Below are 19,896 nucleotides of genomic sequence, written 5' to 3'. Positions count from 1 at the left end.
GAGATTGACATGTCGGTTTCCAAGGAACGCGTAGATGTCCTGCTCGTGGAGCAGGGATATTTCGATAGCAGAGAGAAGGCGAAAGCCGCGATTATGGCAGGGCTGGTATTCGGCGGACAGGAGCGGCTGGAGAAAGCGGGGACGAAGATCCCCCGAGATACGGCGCTATCCGTTAAAGGCGCAATTCATCCATATGTCAGCCGGGGCGGGCTGAAGCTGGAAAAAGCGATCAAACTTTTTAACCTGGATCTGACGGGCCGAACGATGCTGGATATCGGTTCGTCGACCGGCGGGTTTACCGATTGCGCTTTGCAGCATGGGGCGGGTTATGTCTATGCCATTGACGTAGGCTACAACCAGCTGGATTGGTCGCTGCGTAACGATCCGAGGGTGAACGTCAAGGAACGGACGAACTTTCGGTACATGACGCCGGAGGATTTGGAAGGTCCGCAGCCGGATTTTGCGAGCATCGATGTATCTTTTATTTCGCTTAAAATTATTTTGCCTCCGCTCCTCGCGTTGCTGAAAAGACCGGCGGACATCGCCGCGCTGATTAAACCGCAGTTTGAAGCCGGCCGCGAGAAGGTTGGCAAATCCGGGGTGGTTCGCGACCCCAAGGTTCATCAGGAAGTGCTGGAGACGGTGTTGAGCTTTGCGGTGGAGCAAGGCTATGGGGTGGCTGGTTTAACCTTCTCCCCGATCACCGGCGGTGAAGGCAATATCGAATTTTTGGCACATCTCAGACTAGAAGAAGTTGCAGCTGATCGAACGGAAGGTCAGGAGAAGGATCGGTTCGCGCCGGTCCGCGAGTTGGCGGCCAGCGTTGTCCAAGAAGCCGCGAATACCTTTACGGGAGGCCCATCCAAGTGATGGGTCTTTTTTGCATGTTCCCGCTTGCAAATCGAACGCCTGTTCCCTATAATGGAATCAAAACCGCGATTTTGTCCTCATTCCCTCATATTTTTGTACTGCGTCTGACAGGAGCCGTTTGAGGTGGCGTCGAAATAGTGGATGAGGTGATATTCGGTGGGAGTTTACTCTGATGGTCTTCTGATGGTAGTGATCGCGGGGATTGGCGCTTATTTGCTGTACCGCGGTTTTCGTTCCTGGGTCCGCAAGCCGTTCTCTTTGAGATCCGGCATCGGATTTGAAATGAATGAGGAGATTTTGGAGCACCCTGCCGTGGACATGCTGGAGCAAGCGGGTTACGAGGTCGTCAGCGATAAACTGAAGGTGCCGCTCGCCTTTCGCGTGGACGGGGAACTCCTGCGCAGCCGTCTGTTCATCGACTATATTGCGGTCAAGAACGGGGAATTCTATCTGGTAAGAACCGCGCGGGAACGCCTGCCGATGGAATGGACAGGCAGCGGACTGCGCAGGGAAATGCTGCCGTTTCTGCTGCTTTATCCAGAATGCGCCGGCGTATTGTACGTGGATCCGGATCAAGGGGAACTGAAGGAAATCTCCTTAACGACGGATGATGATGATGAAGATGAAACCGCCTGAATCGAATTTTTCGACCAGCAGGCAAGTGGAGGGCAGAATGAAAGGGCATAGACATATCAAAATACGGGAAATCATTACCGCAAGGGAAATCGAAACCCAGGACGAACTGGTGGAAGCGTTGCGCGAAGCGGGATATCAGGTCACTCAAGCAACGGTCTCCCGCGACATTAAAGAGCTGATGCTGATTAAGGTGCCAACAGACGACGGCAGGTACAAATACTCCATGCCGACGGCCCAGCGCTATAATCCGGTGCAGAAGCTGCAGCGTGCGCTGGTTGACAGCTTCGTGCATATCGATCATACCGGGAACTTGGTTGTGATGAAGTGCCTCCCGGGGACAGCGAACTCGGTGGCCGTGCTGCTCGACAATATGGAATGGCCGGATTTGCTCGGCACGATTTGCGGGGACGACACGATTTTGCTGATCTGCCGGAATGAAGATTACAGCCGGTATTTAATCGACCAGATCATGGGTTACATATCTTAATTCAGTTTGAAGTTAGGGGAAGGGGTGCCTCGCATGTTGGTTCATTTATCCATCCGGAATCTGGCGGTAGTTGAAGCGGTAGATGTGTCGTTTGGTTCCGGTTTTCATGTGCTCACAGGGGAGACTGGGGCGGGCAAATCTATTATCATCGATGCGCTCGGCTTGATTGCCGGCGGGCGGGGTTCGGCCGATCTAATCCGCTATGGCTGTGATAAGGCCGAGATGGAGGCCTCCTTCGATCTGCCGGCGGGACATCCGGTTTGGACGACGCTGGATGGACTGGGGATCGCCGGTGATCCGGGCGAACTGCTTATTATTCGTCGGGAAATCAGCGTTCAAGGCAAGAGTTCAGCTCGCATTAATGGTCAACTCGTCAATTTATCGATGCTTCGCGAAGTCGGTGATGAGCTGATCAACCTGCACGGCCAACATGAGCACCAAACCCTGCTTCGGCCGGAACGCCATTTGGAGCTGCTGGATGCGTACGGAGCCGAATCGATTGATCCGGTGAAGTTGGCGTACCAAGCGACTTATGGAGAATTCGTGCGAATAGACAAGGAATACAACGAGCTGCGCAATACGAGCCAGCAGGCGTTGCAAATGCTCGATTTATACCGTTTTCAGCTTGGTGAGATTGCGGCAGCCGAGTTAAAACCGGGCGAAGATGAATGGCTTGCGGAAGAAAAGGTCAAGCTATCCCATAGCGAGAAAATGATGGAGTCCATTTCGAAAGCCTATGATTTGCTGTACGGTCCACAAGGACTTGATGCGATCGCAAAAGCCGTATCGAAGCTAAGCGAAGTGGCCGCTTATGATACTAAAGGGATTTCTCCGCTCCTGGATCAGCTGCAGTCCGCTTATTATCAACTGGAGGACGCTTCTTTCAGCTTACGGAATTATCGTGAACGGATCGAGTTTAATCCAGAGCGGCTTGAAGAGGTGGAGGAGCGGCTCGATTTAATCTCAACGCTCCGCCGCAAATACGGAGACGATATTCAAGGCATCCTTACTTATTATGAGAAGATCCGTCAGGAAACCGATGCTTTAGAGAACAAGGATGAACGTCTGGACCAGCTCCAGGCGGAGCGGGAGAAACTGACGGTCCGGTTAATGAAGCAAGCCTTTGAACTGAGTGCAGTGCGCCGTCAAAAGGCCGATGAATTGGCAGCTCAGATCGAGACGGAACTGAAGGATCTGCAAATGGGAAGAACCTCGTTGGAGGTGAAGCTAACCCTTACGGAGGACGCTCATGGCTTGGAATGGGAAGGGCAGCGTATTCGTCCCGGGAAGCACGGCATCGATAATGCGGAATTCTTGATCTCGCCGAACCCGGGAGAACCGCTTCGTCCGCTGAGCAAGATCGCCTCCGGTGGTGAGCTGTCGCGGATGATGCTGGCGCTCAAGAGTATTTTCGCCCGGCATGACCAAGTTCCCGTCCTGATCTTCGATGAAGTGGATACCGGCGTCAGCGGACGGGCGGCTCAGTCGATCGCCGACAAATTGTCGCGATTGTCCGCGATGTGCCAGGTATTCGCCATCACCCACCTCCCGCAAGTGGCTTGCATGGCCGATCGGCAGTATCTGATCGAGAAGGTTGTTGAAGACGGACGCACGATGACCCGCATCGAATCCTTGGATGAAGCGGGACGGGTGAATGAATTGGCCCGCATGCTCGGCGGGGTGGAAATCACCGAGAAGACCCAACACCATGCCCAGGAAATGCTGAAGCTGGCGCAGGCACAAAAGGATGGTTTATTAAGTCCGGCACAATGATTGACAGTAATAAAACACCTGACCCGGGGTATCTTATAGGTACGCAATTGGCGACCACCTTTTCGTCAAGCGAAAGAAGCTAAGGGAGCGTGACAGCCATTGAACCCGAACCTCAGGAATAGAATGCTCGGTCTTTTTCTTGCCTTCTTCTTTTGTTTTCTCGGCACGTCTGCCGCTGAAGGGCGGCTGCCCGTATTGCCGGACGAGTTGCGCCTGTTTCAGGGTCAGGGAACACAAATTTCATTGGCTTTGCCCGTACAGGCTGAAGTCAGCGTGGATCGACCCGATGTAGTGATGGTAAACGGGCAACCAAACCCATCCATGAAAGTATCCTTGGGAAATCCGCTCAAGCTCTCATCGCTTCGGAGTGGAGAAGCCAACCTCCGCATGAAATTATTCGGTCAAATTCCTCTAAAGACCGTGAAGGTCAATGTCATTCCGGACCTCAAAGTGATTCCCGGCGGACAAACGATTGGCGTCAAAGTCAAATCCGCCGGGATCTTAGTGGTCGGGCACCATCAGGTTATCACCGATACCGGCAAAGTATCTCCCGGCGAAGCCGCGGGAATTCAAGCCGGTGATTTGATCACCCACATTAACGGTACGAAGCTGAAGGATGTCCGGGATGTAGCCGACATCGCGGCGGAAGCCGGCAAACACCAACGCCCGCTTAAAATTACTTATAAGCGGAACGACAAGGAATTTAGCACCTCCTTAAGCCCTGCTTACGATCAGCAAGATCGGGCCTGGCGGCTGGGGTTGTATATCCGCGATTCTGCCGCAGGGGTGGGGACGCTGACGTTTTATGCTCCGGATCATGGCGTATATGGGGCCTTAGGTCACATTATTACCGATATGAACACGCAGACGCCGATCGTAGTTGGCAGCGGGCAGATATTGCAATCCAGCGTAACGTCCATTTCTAAGAGCGAAAGCGGAGAACCAGGAGAAAAACGGGCTCATTTTCTGAAGGAAGGTAAAACCTTAGGCAATATCGAACGGAATACGCACTTCGGGATCTTTGGGAAAATGTCGCAAAATCCGGAGTACAGCGTATACCAAAAACCGATCCCCGTTGCTTTTGCGGAGGAGGTTAAAGAAGGACCGGCAGAAATTCTTACGGTGGTGGAAGGTCAACGCGTAGAACGATTTAAGGTTGAGATCGTCCATGTTTCCAAGCAAAATGCCCCGGAGACCAAAGGTCTGGTTATTCGAATCACCGATCCGCGGCTCGTGGAGAAGACGGGCGGTATCGTACAAGGCATGAGCGGCAGCCCGATTATCCAAAACGGGAAGCTGATTGGCGCAGTTACTCACGTATTTGTCAACGACCCGAAATCCGGGTATGGTTGCTTTATCGAGTGGATGCTGCAGGATGCCGGGATTCTGAAGAGCAACAAAGGGGCACTACAAAATCTTAAGGCGAGCTAAACGCTGCCTTAAGATTTTTTTTGTCCTGGAAACTCCTGCGGGGGATCGACAAACCACCAGGAAATGCTGTATGCTTTTGTCGAATGCATCCGAACCAAATCGCTTTATGTAAATAAATATTTTATTATATCTCAACCCTGCAAAAAAATAAATAAAAATAATTTTCGACAGAAGGAATTTACTTTTACATGTCGAATCCTTATTCTGGGAAGAGGAGAAACAAATAAAAACCCATCCATTTACCTGAAGGAGGAAGTAGGCAGTGCAGAAAATCGAAGTGTTGTTGGCGGATGATAATCGAGAATTTACGAATTTGCTCGCGGAATATATTTCGGAGCAAGACGATATGGTCGTCTCGGGAATCGCTTATAATGGGGAAGAAGTACTGGAGATGATCGATAATGCGGCAAAAGTTCCGGATGTCTTAATCCTGGACATTATTATGCCTCATCTGGACGGACTCGGCGTGTTGGAGCGCATTCGCGACCTCAACTTGAATCCGCAGCCCAAGATCATCATGCTGACCGCTTTTGGTCAAGAGAACATCACACAGCGTGCCGTTCAACTTGGCGCTTCTTACTACATCTTAAAACCTTTTGACATGGAAGTTTTGGCGAATCGCATTCGTCAGCTTGTTGGTGTTCAAAACTTAACTACCAACACACCGTCGACATCGTTTACGAAATCGAACGTCGTGCCGCTGGGCAAAGGCAAAAACCTTGATGCGAATATCACTTCGATCATTCATGAAATCGGAGTTCCTGCGCATATTAAAGGGTATCAATATCTACGCGAAGCCATTACGATGGTGTACAATAATATCGAAATTTTGGGCGCGATCACCAAAACGTTGTATCCGGCGATTGCAGAGAAATTCAAAACGACTCCATCCCGTGTGGAACGTGCCATTCGCCATGCGATTGAGGTTGCTTGGACCCGGGGGAATATCGACTCGATCAGCCATCTTTTTGGGTACACGATCAACATCTCCAAATCCAAACCAACCAACAGCGAATTTATCGCTATGGTGGCAGATAAGCTGCGGATCGAGCATAAAGTGTCGTGAAAGTCTAAGGAAACGAATGAACGTGATAACGACTGGTGAGGTCATGCCGATGGTCGTTCACTTGCGTAGTTATACAGATTTGGATGAAAGGCGGTCCCTCTCGGTAAACACCGAGCTGCGGCCGTTTTTTATTTTTTTCGTGAGAAATCCGCATCCACCAATTGACAAATCATACTCACAGGGTTATTCTGTATATGAACATATGCTCATATACTTGATTTGGGGAGGGGACCACTCTATGGATAAAAATGTACACACCTATCTGACCCCGGATACGCTGGAGAAGGTTTCAACGATTTTCAAGGCCTTATCTGATCCGACCCGGATCAAAATTCTTTATCTGCTGTCCGAAGAGGAATGTTCCGTGACGCATATGTCCGAGGTGCTGAATTTGTCGCAATCGGCGGTATCCCATCAGCTGAGTCTGCTGCGAAATTTGCGGTTGGTGAAGTTTCGTCGCGAAGCCAACACGATGTATTACAGCTGTGACGACGATCACGTCATATCGCTATTGACCCAGGCAATTCAACATGCGAAATGCGATTAGGAGGGAGTTTCATGGGACATCATCATCATCATACTCATCATCATGATCATGATCACATGCATGCCGGCCATTTTCACGATCATCATACCGCTCGGTCAGGAAACAAAAAAGGACTGTTAATTGCATTACTGATTACGGCATCGATAGCGGTTCTGGAGTTCTTTGGCGGTTTGTTTACGGGAAGCCTGGCTTTATTGTCCGATTCCGGACACATGTTAAGCGATGCCAGCTCGTTGGTGCTTAGCCTCGTCGCCATTTGGTTTGCGGCCCGTCCTGCCTCGAAACGGAACACGTATGGGTATCACCGGATGGAAATTTTGGCGGCGCTGCTGAACGGGGTAACGTTATTCGTGATCGCGGGGTTTATCATCTGGGAGGCCTACGGTCGTTTACTTGATCCGCCAACCGTTTCCAGCAATACAATGATCGTGATCGCGGTTATCGGTTTGCTTGCCAATTTAGCGAGTGCAGCTGCGTTAATGAAGAAGGGCGACGTTAAAGGCAACGTGAATCTGAAAAGCGCTTATCTCCACGTCCTTGGGGACGCTTTAGGATCGGTTGGGGCCATCCTGGCGGGGATATTCATGTCGCTGTTTGGCTGGTATATTTTTGACCCGATTATCAGCGTTGTCGTTGCGTTGCTGATCCTACGCGGAGCTTGGGGCGTAATGGCCCAATCGGTGCATATCCTCATGGAAGGCTCGCCGGCGACCATCGATCAAAGCCAGGTGAAGCAATGTCTGGAAGGGATTCCGGGCGTCGTTGAAGTGCATGATCTGCATATCTGGACGATCACGTCAGGGATGGATGCGCTTAGCTGTCATTTGATGATCGAGGACGGCAGTCAGAGTCAAATTGTACTTCAGGAAGCCATCTCTGCCTTGGAGAAAACGTTCCATATCGGCCACTCGACCATCCAGGTCGAAACACCGCACATCCAGCATCGGGAGCTTATGGTATAATGCAAACTGAGAAAGGATGAGCGAATATGTCTCAAACATTTGATCCGGCGGCTTATCGGGAAATGCTGGAGCAGGTCCAGTTGGAGGAGGAGAAGCGGCAAGCCTTATTGGAGCTGATCGAGCATCTGGAGCAAGTGACAGCTGAAAATGCCCGGCTTCGCAAAGCGTTGCTTCGAGCTTCTTCCCCGAACACCTCGCGCATGTCGACCAAGTTGAAAGAAGCCTTATACGAATAAGCTGAAAAAACCTCTCCCGCCAAGATTTTAAGGCGAAAGAGGTTTATTTTTTGTCGGCACATCGGAAATCCTGATCTTAATCGTGTTGAAGCGAAGCCGGCTCTATTTCTTTAGAGGAGGCTGCGGGGTCTTTCTTGCGAAATCTCGGCCCGAGGTAATTCCGTTTGCGGTCACGGAAGAAGATCCAGCCTCCCAAAAATCCCGCACCAGCCGCAAACAGAAGGACGCCAAGTCCGAAGTTCAGCCAATCGAATGTGACGCGGGTTAACGCATCATCGCCGTGAGCGGACATATAATCAAAAAGGGCGTCTTTTATTTTCAAAAAACCAATCATCGCTGCAATGCCGGGTATCACCAGCAATATAATGGCGATGAACCGGGATAACTTCAGCTTCATAAGGGGGTTCGTCCTTTCCATCCGAAAAATGGCTTATGTAATGTTAAAAATATCATACCTTTTTCCCGAACCGATGTCTATTTGCGGCACCGATTTGTATTAACGGAAAAACAAGGTAAAATAGGGGGAAGCGACAGATTTAATAGAATGGGTGGAGATCTGATATGGCAATTACATGTGATGTAGCGGTACTGGGCGGAGGTACAGGCGGGTATATTGCCGCCATCCGTGCGGCCCAATTGGGGAAAGACGTTGTGATTATCGAGCGGGACAAGCTGGGGGGAACGTGTCTGCATCGAGGTTGTATTCCCAGCAAAGCACTGCTGCGCAGCGCCGAACTTTATGCGCAAATGAAGGACAGCGTAAGCTTTGGGATTGAAACTAGCGGAGTGACGCTGGTGTTCCCGAAAGTTCAGGAAAGAAAGCAAGGCATCGTGGATCAACTCCATAAAGGGGTCCAATATTTGATGCGTAAACATAAAATCCGCGTGATCGAGGGCAAGGGACGGGTTATTGGGCCGTCGATTTTCTCGCCAAAAAGCGGAGCGGTGGCAGTAGAACTGCCGGATGGGGAAATGGAGACCATCGTACCAACGAACCTGATCATTGCGACTGGTTCTCGCCCGCGGACTCTGCCGGGTCTCGAACCCGACGGTACCTATATCCTTAGCAGCGATGAAGCGTTGCAGTTAACCGAGCTTCCCGGCTCGATGCTGATCGTAGGGGGCGGCGTCATCGGAGTGGAATGGGCATCGCTTTTAAATGATTTTGGCGTGCAGGTCACGGTGGTGGAAGCGGCGGATCAATTGCTGCCGGCGGAAGACGAGGACGTAGCCCGCGAATTGCAGAAGCAGCTGCAACGCCGCGGCATTCAAGTTCTCACGGGAGTTTCGGTGGATCCCGGCTCCTTCGAAATGAGTGACAATCGGGTACAGATTTCAGCCAAGCGGGGGGACGAGTCGATTCGCCTCGATGCGGACAAGCTGCTGATTTCAATTGGGCGCCAGGCCAACGTGGAGAATATTGGACTGGAAAATACCGACATCGGGTTAGAACGCGGCTTTATTCGGGTAAATGAACATATGCAGACAACCGAACCGCATATCTATGCGATCGGCGATTGCATCGGTGGACTTCAGCTGGCGCATGCCGCCAGTCACGAAGGGATCACGGCGGTACATCATATGGCCGGGGAAGCTTCACACGGCTATCACGAGAGCCAAGTCCCGCGTTGCGTCTACACGCGTCCAGAGGTGGCTTCCGTCGGCATCACTGCCAAAGAGGCCAAGGCCAAAGGGCTCGAGGTTAAAATCGGCAAGGTTCCGTTTTCGGCGATCGGCAAGGCGATGGTGCACGGCGAAACGGAAGGCTTCGTCAAAATGGTGGCCGATGCCCGCACCAACGACATCCTTGGTGTTCAGATGATCGGGCCGCATGTAACGGAGCTGATCAGCCAAGCCGCACTGGCTCAGGTGCTGGATGCAACGCCTTGGGAAGTTGGACAAGCGGTGTTTGCTCATCCGACGCTGGCGGAAATTATCGGGGAAGCGGCGTTGGCCGTGGACGGGAACTCCTTAAACGCTTGAGGACACGGACCGAAAGAGGATATTTTCTTTTTCACCGCAAAAGGATTATAATAAACTTATTCCAAGTCTTAGTACCTGGTGTTAAGATTAAGTTATATGATGCCCCAATCGAAGGAGGTAACTCCCATGAATGCCAAAAGTGTAGTTCAAACCGAGCCCAAACATAAGCAAGTGGGATTAACGGACGCTGAAGTCGTAGACATGTACAGATATATGGTGATCGCGCGGAAATTCGACGAGCGCAATCTGCTGCTGCAACGGGCGGGTAAAATCAATTTTCACGTTTCCGGAATCGGGCAGGAGACAGCGCAGGTGGCCGCGGCTTTTGCGCTGGACCGTCAGCGCGATTATTTCCTGCCATATTACCGCGATTATGGGTTCGTCCTGGCCGTCGGCATGTCGTTAACGGAGCTGATGCTGTCGGCTTTTGCCAAGGCGGACGACCCGAACAGCGGCGGCCGGCAAATGCCCGGGCATTTCGGCAGCAAACGGCTGCGTATCGTGACGGGATCCAGCCCGGTAACCACCCAGGTACCCCATGCGGTAGGTGTGGCTTTGGCGGCGAAAATGCAGAAGAAAGACATCGTTTCTTTCGTTACGTTTGGCGAAGGCTCCAGCAATCAGGGCGATTTTCATGAAGGACTGAATTTCGCTGGAGTTCAGAAGCTGCCGGTGATATTTATGTGCGAGAACAACCAATATGCAATCTCCGTTCCCGTGAAGAAGCAATTGGGCGGACGCGTTAGCGACCGTGCTCAGGGTTACGGTTTCCCGGGGATTCGTGTGGATGGCAACGATGCGTTGGAGGTGTATCGGGTTGTGAAGGAAGCGCGGGAACGCGCCGTTCGAGGCGAAGGGCCCACGCTAATTGAGGCGATGATGTATCGGCTGTCCCCACACTCGACGTCGGATAACGATTTGGCGTATCGGACAAAGGAAGAAGTCGAGGAAAATTGGAAAAAAGACGGCATCCCCAAAATGAAGTCGTATCTGATCGATAACGGCTTATGGAGCGAGGAGCAGGATGAAGCGCTGTCGAAGGACATCCATCAACAGCTGAAGGAAGCGGTGGAAGCGGCGGATAACGCGCCATTCCCGAAACCGGAGGACACCCTGCTTCATGTCTATGCCAACGAAGGGGAGGAGCAGTAATCATGCCGGTGATGGAATATATCGATGCGATCCGTCTTGCGATGAAGGAAGAAATGGAACGCGACGAGAGCGTATTTGTAATGGGGGAAGACGTTGGCGTAAAAGGCGGCGTGTTCACCACAACGAAAGGTCTACAGGAGCAGTTCGGGGAAATGCGCGTGATCGATACACCGCTGGCTGAATCGGCGATCGCCGGCGTAGCAATTGGTGCGGCCATGTATGGTCTAAAACCGATCGCGGAAATGCAGTACTCGGACTTTATGCTGCCTGCGACCAACCAAATCATTAGCGAAGCGGCGAAAATCCGCTATCGCTCCAACAATGACTGGAATTGCCCTGTCGTTGTTCGCGCCCCGATCGGCGGCGGGATTTTTGGCGGATTGTACCACTCCCAATGTCCGGAATCGATCTTCTTTGGCACGCCGGGACTTAAGATCGTTGCACCTTATTCGGCTTATGATGCCAAAGGTTTGCTGAAAGCTGCGATTCGCGACCCCGATCCGGTGCTGTTCTTTGAGAACAAAAAATGCTATAAGCTGATCAAAGAGGATGTGCCTGAGGACGATTACGTGGTCCCGATCGGCAAAGCCAACCTGCTGCGTGAAGGCAGCGACATCACGGTGATCAGTTACAGCCTACCGCTGCATTTTGCGATGCAAGCCGCTGAGGAGCTGGCTGCGGAGCAGGGGATCAGCTCTCATATTCTTGATTTGCGCTCGCTCCAGCCGCTGGACCGCGAAGCGATTGTCGAAGCGGCCCGGAAGACCGGCAAGGTGCTGATTGTTCATGAAGACAATAAGACCGGCGGGATTGGCGCCGAAGTTTCGGCGATTATCTCCGAGGAGTGCTTATTCGAGCTGGACGCGCCTATCGCCCGTCTATGCGGCCCGGACGTTCCGGCCATGCCAATCAGCCCGCCGATGGAGAAATTCTTTATGCTTAGCAAAGATAAGGTCAAAGAAGCGATGCTTCAATTGGCGCTTTATTAATTGGGAGTGAGTATACCGATGCCATCCAATAAAACAATAGTTGACGTGCATTTACCCCAGCTCGCCGAATCGCTTGTATCGGCAACGATCGGGAAATGGTTGAAGAAGCCGGGGGATCCGGTTGAGCAATACGAACCGATTCTGGAAGTCATTACGGATAAAGTGAATGCGGAAATCCCTTCGACCTTGGACGGTGTGATGGGCGAGCTTTTGGCCGAGGAAGGTCAGGAGGTTGAAGTTGGCGCCGTCATCTGCAGGATCGAGACGGCAAATGCCGAGGAGTCCTCCGCAGATGCAGGCGGTCAAACGATGTCTAGCGCTGCAAAAGCGACAGCAGGGACAACCCACGCGGGCGAACAGGCGGACGAATCACAGCGCAGTCGGTATTCCCCGGCGGTGCAGACGTTGGCTGCCCAGCATGGTCTGGATCTGCGGCAAATCGCTGGAACGGGACTTGGCGGACGCATCACGCGCAAAGACGTGCTAGCCTTCGTCGAGCAGGGGGGACGCGGGGCGGTTGCCGCTCCACCGGCACCACCGGCAGCTCCGGCTGCCCCAGTGGCCGCAGCGCCTTCTGCGGCTCCGGCCTCGGCCTCGCAAAGCGCAATCCCGACCGCACTGAACGCTGCCGCCGGACCGGTACGCCATTCTGGCTTGCATTTGACGGAAAATCCGCCGATTCCTACGATCGAAGTGGAAGGGGGCGACCGTTCGGAATATTTTATCGACGTGACGCCGATTCGCAATACGATCGCTACTCGGATGCGCCAAAGCGTATCGGAAATTCCACATGGTTGGATGATGATTGAGGTCGACGTGACCAACCTGGTCCAGCTGCGCAACAAGATCAAGCAGGAATTCATGCAGAAGGAAGGCGTCAACCTGACGTACCTGGCCTTCCTCCTGAAGGCGGTTGTGGGAGCGATCAAGGATTATCCGATCATGAACTCAGTGTGGGCGGTGGACAAAATCATCGTCAAACGCGATATCAACATCTCCCTGGCCGTGGGGACCGAGGATTCTGTACTGACGCCGGTCATCAAAAAAGCCGACCAAAAAAATATCGCCGGCTTGGCGCGCGAGATCGAAGAGCTGGCGTCGAAGGTTCGTTCCGGCAAGCTGAAGCTGGATGACATGCAGGGCGGAACGTTTACAGTCAACAATACCGGTTCCTTTGGTTCGATTTTGACGCAGCCGATCATCAACTATCCGCAAGCCGCGATCTTAACGTTTGAATCGATCGTCAAACGACCGGTCGTCATCAATGACATGATTGCTGTCCGTTCGATGGCCAATCTCTGCTTGTCTCTGGATCATCGGATTCTGGACGGAGTGATTTGCGGCCGCTTTATGCAGCGGGTGAAGGAAAACATGGAAAGCTACAATTTGGAAACGCAGGTTTATTGAGCATAAAAAGGATCGAGGCGAGGTTGCGATGAACGAAGGCTTGACAGTACGCTATTATCCAATGATGGAATATGGGGAAGCCTGGGATTTGCAGAAACGGCTCGTGAAAGAGATGGATGCGCAGCAGCAGGATGAACACCTGCTGCTGTTGCAGCATCCGCCGACCTATACGATCGGCTCCCAGCGCCATCCCGAGCATTTGCTGCTCAGTGCTGAGCAACTGCAGGAACGCGGCATTTCAGTGTTTGAAATCGACCGCGGCGGAGATATTACATACCATGGTCCAGGACAGTTGGTCGGGTATCCACTGCTATATCTGGAGGCCGGGCGCGGCCTGGATTTACACGGATATTTACGCCAGCTGGAACAAGTGATTATCGAATATTTGGCGGATTTTGGCATTGAAGGTACACGTAAACCGGAGTATACCGGCGTTTGGGTCGGTAACGTGAAAATTTGCGCCATTGGCGTGAAGTTCAACAAGTGCAGGCATCATAAAGGCTTTATCACCAGCCACGGGTTTGCTTTTAACGTGAAGACCGGTATTCAAGAGGAGGGTTTTGGCGGAATCATTCCATGTGGGATTCAAGAGTATGGAGTGACGTCGCTGGAGGACGTGACTGGCCGTTCTTTTACAGTCGAGCAGGTGGCCAGAGACATCGTTCCGAAATTTAACGCGGTATTCGGACGCTCAGGGGCCTGGGCCCAAGCTTCATCCAACTTTCTCGATCCTGAAAACCTGACTTATTAAACAGGTACTTAACGTGCCCCTTTGACGTGTTCAACGAATGAAGAGAGGTTCAAGGAAAGCGAGTAGCGTCGAAGCCAGCATGGCGAACAACATCAAAAACACAACGATTCTCATCCGATTTTTGCGCATAACGGTAACTCCTTTTGCTTATAAGTAGATTCATACTCATCTCTATTATCGTAACCAAGAAAGTGAGGAATGTCCAATTGATTAAAGAAGAACGTGTCATCGGACAATTTTTGGAATTGGTACAGATCGACAGCGAAACGAAACATGAGCGTCAGATCGCCGATGTCTTAAAACGCAAATTCAGCGAATTGGGGCTGGACGTTGTGGAGGACGGTTCGCAGGCGGAGACGGGACATGGCGCAGGGAACCTGATCGCCACCCTCAAAGCAAGCGAAGGCGTGTCCGCCGCCCCCTTCCTGTTCACCTGCCATATGGATACTGTGACTCCGGGGAAAGGCATCAAGCCGATCGTTGGCGAAGATGGTTGGATCCGCAGCGACGGCACGACAATCCTTGGGGCGGATGACAAAGCCGGCGTAGCGGTGTTGCTGGAGTTGATTCAAGTGCTTCAGGAGCAACAGATCCCGCACGGTCAAATCCAGTTCGTCATCTCGGTTGGCGAAGAGTCGAGCCTGCGCGGAGCGCGGGCGCTGGAGTCGCAATACGTGGATGCCAAGTTCGGGTTTGCGATCGATACGAACGGGGAAGTAGGCACGATCTGCGTGGGTGCGCCTACGCAGGCCCGGGTTGAGATTGAGATCTACGGCAAAGCCGCCCATGCCGGAGTCAATCCTGAAGATGGCATCAGCGCGATCCAGGTGGCCGGCAAAGCGTTGGCCCGGATGAATCTGGGGCGGATCGACCATGAGACGACGGCGAATATCGGGAAATTTGAAGGCGGCGGCGCCACCAACATCGTCCCTGATCACGTCACTTTATACGGTGAAGCGCGCAGCATGTCTCAGGAGAAAGTTGACAAGCAGCTGCGGGAAATGAAGGAAGCCGTGGAATCCGCGTGCCGCGATTTTGGAGCCAAAGGGGAATTCCGCAGCGAGGTGTTGTACCGAGCGTTCCGAATCTCCGAGGAAGCTCCCGTGCTGCGGATCGCCAAGCAAGCGGCGTCTGAACTTGGACTGCCGGCGACGACGTTTACGACGGGCGGGGGCAGCGATGCTAACGTATTTAACAGCCTTGGGATCCCAACCGTAAACTTGGCCATCGGTTATGAGGACATCCACACGACAAGCGAAAGAATCAAGAAGGACGATATCGTCAAAACCGCGCAATTTGCGCTGGAGATCGTCCGTCAATCCGTATCCTCTTAAGTTAAGCGTTATCCGAGGATACGCGGATGCCCGGTGCGGGAATAGGCACCGGGCCTTTTTTCAAGAAAGACGTCCATTCGTTGAGAGGAAATCGCTCTAATGCAGCAGGGTAGCCGGCTTGGCCGGGAAATGACGAACCTGCACAGCGTTCCACTCGGTATGCCAGCCTGAGGTCTGAATCAGATTTAAGGCTTGGTGGAAGTCGTCTAAATATTTGCAGATTTTCTCCTGTTCTGCCTTGGGCGAGTGGTACAGCTGGATGCGCCGCTCCAAATTGGCGATCGCCACTTGCAAGTAACAGGAGGCCGCGCCAAAACGGGCCGCAGCGAAATCGGGATTCTGCTCGGCGATCGCTTCAAAGATGGGGGCGGCTTCATCATACCTCTTCTCATCGTAGCAGATCTCCGCCCAGATCAGGCTGATCTCTAAAAATGGGGGGGAAGGGTTGCGAAGCAATTGAGGTTCCATCTGCATCAGCCGTTCCTTGGCTAACGTGACATAACCTTCTTTATATAAGGATTGTACCAACTCACTAAGCAAATAGTGGTCCGTTTGTCCCGCCAGTTGTTCGGCGACATCGAGCCGTCCCGTCGTTACGGCGTTTTGAATCATTTCTACAAGTTTACCCATGTTTTGAGGCTGTCCGGTAGGACTGCGCATAATTCACCCCCTCCTTCTATTAACCGGAATTGCCCTAACTGAATAACGAGTTTGATAGGTTTGGATCAAATCGGCGATTTTGATGTCGCGTCCGGCTTCTTTCATCCATTGGGATAACAGGACGCGAATTTGCCAGCCTTTGCCCTGGGCGCGTACGCAGTCCGCTGTGAAATAGCTTTTCATGAGGGGGCTCCTTTCCGAACAGGTTTGGTATAATAACACCATATGTCCGGTGCGGACAAGTTATGATTGATGGAATGGCTTAGGCCCGATAAAGGAGGAAATATAATGGCAGATAACAATAAATTAAACGAAACCACGGTCTCGACGGAGCCGGTATTCAGCGGAAAAGTGATTTCTCTGCAAATCGATACGGTCCAGCTGCCGGACGGAACGACGGCAACCCGTGAAATCGTTAAGCATCCGGGTGCCGTAGCCGTATTGGCGGTGCATGAGGGGCGCTTGCTGCTGGTGGACCAATACCGGCAGGCGATGGGGCGCTGCGAATTGGAGATTCCGGCCGGCAAATTGGAGAAGGGGGAAGATCCTGCGGAAGCAGCGGTTCGCGAACTTCAGGAGGAAACCGGATATCGCTGCGATAAGCTGACGCATTTGCATTCGTTTTATACCTCGCCAGGGTTCGCGGATGAAATCATTCATCTTTATTTGGCTGAGCAATTGAGCCCGGGAGAAATGTCGCTGGATGAGGATGAATTCCTGGAGGTTCAGGAGGCGACGCTGGAAGAGGCGCTGGACCTGATCGCCGAAGGGCGGATTGCCGATGCCAAAACGATTATGGCGGTTTATATTTGGCAGCTCCGGAATGCACGCGGATCGGCGGGGACCGGGATATGAGCGAACGTTCCGATTCCGTTTCGGATCAGCTGACAACCCTGTTTGCCGATTTGCATATCCACATCGGGCGAACCGGTCGAGGAGAACCGGTCAAAATCAGCGGCAGCCGAGATCTAACCTTCGCCGGTATCGCAAGGGAGGCGGCGCAGCGCAAGGGCATCGGGCTTGTCGGCATCATCGACTGCCATGCCCCCGGGGTGCAGGAGGATATCGCGCTTTGTCTGGAGCGGGGCGAAATGCAGGAGCTGAAGGATGGAGGTATCGCTTATCAGGGGACGACAATTCTGCTCGGCAGTGAGCTGGAGATTCGGGAGCCGGGAATGGGGCCGGCGCATTTATTGGCCTTTTTCCCCCATTTGGAGACGATTCGAGGTTTCACCGATTGGCTGAAGCCTCGAATGAAAAACGTCGGATTGAGCTCGCAGCGCGTGTACGCTCCGGCTGTTGTGTTGCAGGAAGAGGTTTATGCCCGCGGCGGTATGATGATCCCCGCCCATATTTTTACGCCCCATCGAAGCATTTATGGGAGCTGCGCCCCGAGGATGTCGGAGGTGCTGGACCTGTCTCTAATCAGCGCGGTGGAGCTTGGACTCAGCGCCGACACCGACATGGCCGGGTTAATCAGCGAGCTTGATCCTTTTACGATCTTGACCAATTCTGACGCCCACTCGTTAGGCAAAATCGGGCGGGAGTACAACGAGCTTCGTCTAAAGGAAGCGAGTTACCTCGAATTCGCCAAAGCGCTGCGGCGCGAGGATGGACGCCACGTGGCTGGCAATTACGGGCTGAATCCGCGTCTTGGCAAATATCATCGCACCTACTGCAGCAACTGCAACTATATCATCGACGAGGCGGAGGTGGCGGTAGAACGCTGTCCGTATTGCGGCAGCCCGAAGCTGGTGCGGGGGGTGCTCGACCGCATCCGCTCGATCGCGGATCGAACGGAGCCAACGGTTCCGGGCCATCGCCCGCCGTACCATTACCAGGTCCCCCTGGAGTTTATTCCGGGCTTGGGTCCGGCCAAATTAGAGCTGTTGCTGAAAAGGTTCGGCACGGAGATGAACATTTTGCATCATGTACCAGAGGGGGAACTGGCCGAGGTGGCGGGCGCCGAATTAGCGGAACGGATTGGCTTGGCCCGCAGCGGCAGACTTGAACTCAGTGCCGGAGGCGGCGGGATTTACGGCAAAGTCAAAAAATCCTGATTTGCCCAAAGCGCTCCGACAAGAAGCAGGCATAGGCGAGCAGGCTTGTTCATAGGTTAAGGATAAGACCCTATAGAACAAGCTAGGAGGCAAAATTCGATGCTGCATCCCATTCGCCATGCGCTCAAAGACCAAACGCCGCTTTACATTTTTGTTTCCGTGCTGTTTTTGATGGGCGTCGTATTCGGCGCATTAATGGTCAATGCGTTAACCTTGGAACAACAACAGGATATCTCCCGTTATTTGGGCGATTTTTTTCTATCGATCAACGAGAGTGGAGCCGATTTCCAGCCGCAATCGTTTTGGGACGTAGCCACCTTGCATTTGAAATGGCTGGGACTGATCTGGTTGCTTGGGTTATCCGTCATCGGACTCCCGGGCATCCTGATCCTTGATTTTTTAAAAGGCGTGCTGATCGGCTTCACGGTTGGCTGTCTGGTTGGCCAATATACCTGGAAGGGGCTGCTGTTCGCTCTGGTTTCGGTGGCACCACACAATTTGATCGTGATTCCGGCGCTGTTGATCGCCAGCGTGGCAGCCGTTGGCTTCTCGCTGAACATCATCCGCTCGCGCGTCCTAATGAGCCGTACCGGGCATGCCACCCGTCCGTTCCTGTCTTACACGGGGCTGACGCTGGCCATGGCCGCAGTGCTGCTCGCGGTATCCTCATTTGAAACCTGGGTGACCCCGGTGATGATGAGCTGGGTGACGCCGTTGATTGCATAAAGTGGAGCTTGTGTATTGAAATTTTTCCAGGATGCCTCTGAAGTGAGATTTCACTTTACGGGGGCATCTTATTTTTTTGCTTGGTATCGAATCATGACAGGGCTTGCCGGAGGAAGACAACTCTAGTAAAATGTTTGACTTTGTTGAATAACTCCCCCTATAATGAAAGAAGTGGTTATTGAACTTTTTTTGGATGTGCGGCAAGGGCTGGGGGAGGGATAACATGGAAGCAAAGATCGAAAAAATCAAACAGCAGTTACAATCCCACGGTTACAAATTGACGCCCCAGCGGGAAGCCACGGTACGCGTATTGCTCGAAAATGAAGACGATCATCTCAGTGCGGAAGATGTTTTCATGCTCGTCAAGGACAAAGCGCCGGAAATCGGCCTGGCCACGGTTTATCGAACATTGGAATTGCTCAGCGAGCTTCATGTCGTGGAGAAGATCAACTTCGGTGACGGAGTAGCCCGGTACGACCTGCGTACCGATACGACAAAACATCATCACCACCATTTGATCTGCGTTCAATGTGGGGCAATGGATGAAATTCGCGAGGATTGGCTTGGACCCTTAGAGGAACGCTTGGAGAAGGAATTCAATTTTACGGTGCTGGATCACCGATTGGATTTTCAGGGCATTTGTTACCGATGCAAGGACAAGAACAACGACTCGCCGGGAACTGGCAATAAGAAATCATGATCATTAAGCCGAGCTCTTTACGGCCCTGCCGTAGGGAGCTTTTTACGTTGCCTTGGCGGCAGCGGAGTTTATCCGACGGATTGAGTCTGTTGGCGCATACTCGCCGACTCCTCTCGATATACTGAT

General features: G+C 52.6%; 23 protein-coding genes. 19 read left to right on the top strand and 4 right to left on the bottom strand.

The genetic code is table 11. The features are described from left to right. Window positions 1-9: 9 nt before the first annotated feature. The 9 genes from BN3277_RS13845 to BN3277_RS13805 all read left to right on the top strand — a co-directional run bounded on the left by BN3277_RS13845 (window position 10) and on the right by BN3277_RS13805 (window position 8,008). On the top strand, window positions 10-870 hold the full coding sequence (locus tag BN3277_RS13845) for a TlyA family RNA methyltransferase (RefSeq protein WP_059043581.1): 861 nt from the start codon (window positions 10-12) through the stop codon (window positions 868-870). Window positions 871-1,026: 156 nt separating this feature from the next. After that, complete coding sequence (locus tag BN3277_RS13840; RefSeq protein WP_082691454.1) at window positions 1,027-1,506, top strand: hypothetical protein; 480 nt, start codon at window positions 1,027-1,029, stop codon at window positions 1,504-1,506. A 37-nt stretch (window positions 1,507-1,543) separates the two neighbouring features. Continuing rightward, window positions 1,544-1,993, top strand: coding sequence for a transcriptional regulator AhrC/ArgR (gene ahrC / locus BN3277_RS13835; protein ID WP_059043577.1), 450 nt, complete (start codon window positions 1,544-1,546; stop codon window positions 1,991-1,993). A 33-nt stretch (window positions 1,994-2,026) separates the two neighbouring features. Next, entirely contained in the window at window positions 2,027-3,766 is a 1,740-nt protein-coding gene (gene recN / locus BN3277_RS13830) for a DNA repair protein RecN (RefSeq protein WP_059043574.1), read from the top strand. A 99-nt stretch (window positions 3,767-3,865) separates the two neighbouring features. After that, window positions 3,866-5,197: a SpoIVB peptidase gene (spoIVB, locus tag BN3277_RS13825; RefSeq protein WP_059043573.1), complete on the top strand. Its 1,332-nt coding sequence runs from the start codon at window positions 3,866-3,868 to the stop codon at window positions 5,195-5,197. 262 nt (window positions 5,198-5,459) lie between these two features. Further along, complete coding sequence (gene spo0A / locus BN3277_RS13820; RefSeq protein WP_059043570.1) at window positions 5,460-6,263, top strand: sporulation transcription factor Spo0A; 804 nt, start codon at window positions 5,460-5,462, stop codon at window positions 6,261-6,263. Window positions 6,264-6,501: 238 nt separating this feature from the next. After that, the gene (locus tag BN3277_RS13815) at window positions 6,502-6,810 is read left to right on the top strand and encodes an ArsR/SmtB family transcription factor (RefSeq protein ID WP_059043569.1); all 309 of its coding nucleotides are present in this window, start codon (window positions 6,502-6,504) and stop codon (window positions 6,808-6,810) included. 11 nt (window positions 6,811-6,821) lie between these two features. Further along, entirely contained in the window at window positions 6,822-7,772 is a 951-nt protein-coding gene (locus tag BN3277_RS13810) for a cation diffusion facilitator family transporter (protein WP_059043567.1), read from the top strand. Between the two features lie 26 nt (window positions 7,773-7,798). Next, a complete protein-coding gene (locus tag BN3277_RS13805; RefSeq protein ID WP_059043565.1) occupies window positions 7,799-8,008 on the top strand; it encodes a hypothetical protein in 210 nt (69 codons plus the stop codon). A gap of 76 nt (window positions 8,009-8,084) precedes the next feature. Here BN3277_RS13805 and BN3277_RS13800 read toward each other — a convergent pair whose 3' ends face one another. Continuing rightward, window positions 8,085-8,405 (bottom strand): DUF2627 domain-containing protein, encoded by a 321-nt coding sequence (locus BN3277_RS13800; protein ID WP_059043563.1) that lies wholly within the window; start codon window positions 8,403-8,405, stop codon window positions 8,085-8,087. Window positions 8,406-8,569: 164 nt separating this feature from the next. Between BN3277_RS13800 and lpdA the strand changes: the two genes are divergently transcribed. From lpdA to lipB, 5 genes are all read left to right on the top strand, one after another. Then, window positions 8,570-9,991 (top strand): dihydrolipoyl dehydrogenase, encoded by a 1,422-nt coding sequence (gene lpdA / locus BN3277_RS13795; RefSeq protein ID WP_059043561.1) that lies wholly within the window; start codon window positions 8,570-8,572, stop codon window positions 9,989-9,991. A 126-nt stretch (window positions 9,992-10,117) separates the two neighbouring features. Beyond that, complete coding sequence (locus tag BN3277_RS13790) at window positions 10,118-11,143, top strand: thiamine pyrophosphate-dependent dehydrogenase E1 component subunit alpha (protein WP_059043558.1); 1,026 nt, start codon at window positions 10,118-10,120, stop codon at window positions 11,141-11,143. A 2-nt stretch (window positions 11,144-11,145) separates the two neighbouring features. Beyond that, window positions 11,146-12,132, top strand: coding sequence for an alpha-ketoacid dehydrogenase subunit beta (locus BN3277_RS13785; protein WP_059043556.1), 987 nt, complete (start codon window positions 11,146-11,148; stop codon window positions 12,130-12,132). Window positions 12,133-12,150: 18 nt separating this feature from the next. Further along, window positions 12,151-13,539 (top strand): dihydrolipoamide acetyltransferase family protein, encoded by a 1,389-nt coding sequence (locus BN3277_RS13780; protein ID WP_059043554.1) that lies wholly within the window; start codon window positions 12,151-12,153, stop codon window positions 13,537-13,539. A gap of 28 nt (window positions 13,540-13,567) precedes the next feature. Continuing rightward, on the top strand, window positions 13,568-14,290 hold the full coding sequence (gene lipB / locus BN3277_RS13775; protein ID WP_059043552.1) for a lipoyl(octanoyl) transferase LipB: 723 nt from the start codon (window positions 13,568-13,570) through the stop codon (window positions 14,288-14,290). A 30-nt stretch (window positions 14,291-14,320) separates the two neighbouring features. On the opposite strand, the gene prli42 is transcribed toward lipB, so the two are convergent. Next, window positions 14,321-14,419: a stressosome-associated protein Prli42 gene (gene prli42, locus BN3277_RS25340; RefSeq protein WP_089153353.1), complete on the bottom strand. Its 99-nt coding sequence runs from the start codon at window positions 14,417-14,419 to the stop codon at window positions 14,321-14,323. 77 nt (window positions 14,420-14,496) lie between these two features. On the opposite strand from prli42, the gene BN3277_RS13770 reads away from it, so the two are divergent. Continuing rightward, a complete protein-coding gene (locus BN3277_RS13770) occupies window positions 14,497-15,624 on the top strand; it encodes a M20/M25/M40 family metallo-hydrolase (RefSeq protein WP_059043551.1) in 1,128 nt (375 codons plus the stop codon). Between the two features lie 96 nt (window positions 15,625-15,720). On the opposite strand, the gene BN3277_RS13765 is transcribed toward BN3277_RS13770, so the two are convergent. Next, a complete protein-coding gene (locus BN3277_RS13765) occupies window positions 15,721-16,284 on the bottom strand; it encodes a tetratricopeptide repeat protein (RefSeq protein ID WP_059043548.1) in 564 nt (187 codons plus the stop codon). Window positions 16,285-16,287: 3 nt separating this feature from the next. Next, entirely contained in the window at window positions 16,288-16,467 is a 180-nt protein-coding gene (locus BN3277_RS13760) for a hypothetical protein (RefSeq protein ID WP_059043545.1), read from the bottom strand. Between the two features lie 105 nt (window positions 16,468-16,572). Here BN3277_RS13760 and BN3277_RS13755 point away from each other — a divergent pair, with 105 nt between their 5' ends. From BN3277_RS13755 to fur, 4 genes are all read left to right on the top strand, one after another. Next, window positions 16,573-17,139: an NUDIX hydrolase gene (locus tag BN3277_RS13755; RefSeq protein WP_082691453.1), complete on the top strand. Its 567-nt coding sequence runs from the start codon at window positions 16,573-16,575 to the stop codon at window positions 17,137-17,139. Beyond that, complete coding sequence (locus BN3277_RS13750) at window positions 17,136-18,344, top strand: endonuclease Q family protein (protein ID WP_059043541.1); 1,209 nt, start codon at window positions 17,136-17,138, stop codon at window positions 18,342-18,344. Before BN3277_RS13755 ends, BN3277_RS13750 begins: the two co-directional genes overlap by 4 nt. Window positions 18,345-18,443: 99 nt before the next feature. Then, on the top strand, window positions 18,444-19,070 hold the full coding sequence (spoIIM, locus tag BN3277_RS13745) for a stage II sporulation protein M (RefSeq protein ID WP_059043539.1): 627 nt from the start codon (window positions 18,444-18,446) through the stop codon (window positions 19,068-19,070). 223 nt (window positions 19,071-19,293) lie between these two features. After that, window positions 19,294-19,770, top strand: coding sequence for a ferric iron uptake transcriptional regulator (gene fur / locus BN3277_RS13740; protein WP_059043538.1), 477 nt, complete (start codon window positions 19,294-19,296; stop codon window positions 19,768-19,770). Window positions 19,771-19,896: the final 126 nt, after the last annotated feature.

Origin of the sequence: Paenibacillus rubinfantis, from assembly GCF_001486505.1 — a bacterium.
GTDB classification, from domain to species: domain Bacteria; phylum Bacillota; class Bacilli; order Paenibacillales; family Paenibacillaceae; genus Fontibacillus; species Fontibacillus rubinfantis.
Note: the sequence above shows the minus strand (reverse complement) of the source record. Positions and strands in the feature narration are given on the sequence as shown.

Bases quoted from the DNA above. Each gene is read 5' to 3' on its own strand.
- BN3277_RS13845 (WP_059043581.1), top strand. From the start codon at position 10: ATGTCGGTTTCCAAGGAACGCGTAGATGTCCTGCTCGTGGAGCAGGGA.
- ahrC (WP_059043577.1), top strand. From the start codon at position 1,544: ATGAAAGGGCATAGACATATCAAAATACGGGAAATCATTACCGCAAGG.
- recN (WP_059043574.1), top strand. From the start codon at position 2,027: ATGTTGGTTCATTTATCCATCCGGAATCTGGCGGTAGTTGAAGCGGTA.
- BN3277_RS13815 (WP_059043569.1), top strand. From the start codon at position 6,502: ATGGATAAAAATGTACACACCTATCTGACCCCGGATACGCTGGAGAAG.
- BN3277_RS13810 (WP_059043567.1), top strand. From the start codon at position 6,822: ATGGGACATCATCATCATCATACTCATCATCATGATCATGATCACATG.
- BN3277_RS13805 (WP_059043565.1), top strand. From the start codon at position 7,799: ATGTCTCAAACATTTGATCCGGCGGCTTATCGGGAAATGCTGGAGCAG.
- BN3277_RS13800 (WP_059043563.1), bottom strand. From the start codon at position 8,405: ATGAAGCTGAAGTTATCCCGGTTCATCGCCATTATATTGCTGGTGATA.
- lpdA (WP_059043561.1), top strand. From the start codon at position 8,570: ATGGCAATTACATGTGATGTAGCGGTACTGGGCGGAGGTACAGGCGGG.
- BN3277_RS13790 (WP_059043558.1), top strand. From the start codon at position 10,118: ATGAATGCCAAAAGTGTAGTTCAAACCGAGCCCAAACATAAGCAAGTG.
- BN3277_RS13785 (WP_059043556.1), top strand. From the start codon at position 11,146: ATGCCGGTGATGGAATATATCGATGCGATCCGTCTTGCGATGAAGGAA.
- BN3277_RS13780 (WP_059043554.1), top strand. From the start codon at position 12,151: ATGCCATCCAATAAAACAATAGTTGACGTGCATTTACCCCAGCTCGCC.
- lipB (WP_059043552.1), top strand. From the start codon at position 13,568: ATGAACGAAGGCTTGACAGTACGCTATTATCCAATGATGGAATATGGG.
- prli42 (WP_089153353.1), bottom strand. From the start codon at position 14,419: ATGCGCAAAAATCGGATGAGAATCGTTGTGTTTTTGATGTTGTTCGCC.
- BN3277_RS13765 (WP_059043548.1), bottom strand. From the start codon at position 16,284: ATGCGCAGTCCTACCGGACAGCCTCAAAACATGGGTAAACTTGTAGAA.
- BN3277_RS13760 (WP_059043545.1), bottom strand. From the start codon at position 16,467: ATGAAAAGCTATTTCACAGCGGACTGCGTACGCGCCCAGGGCAAAGGC.
- BN3277_RS13755 (WP_082691453.1), top strand. From the start codon at position 16,573: ATGGCAGATAACAATAAATTAAACGAAACCACGGTCTCGACGGAGCCG.
- BN3277_RS13750 (WP_059043541.1), top strand. From the start codon at position 17,136: ATGAGCGAACGTTCCGATTCCGTTTCGGATCAGCTGACAACCCTGTTT.
- spoIIM (WP_059043539.1), top strand. From the start codon at position 18,444: ATGCTGCATCCCATTCGCCATGCGCTCAAAGACCAAACGCCGCTTTAC.
- fur (WP_059043538.1), top strand. From the start codon at position 19,294: ATGGAAGCAAAGATCGAAAAAATCAAACAGCAGTTACAATCCCACGGT.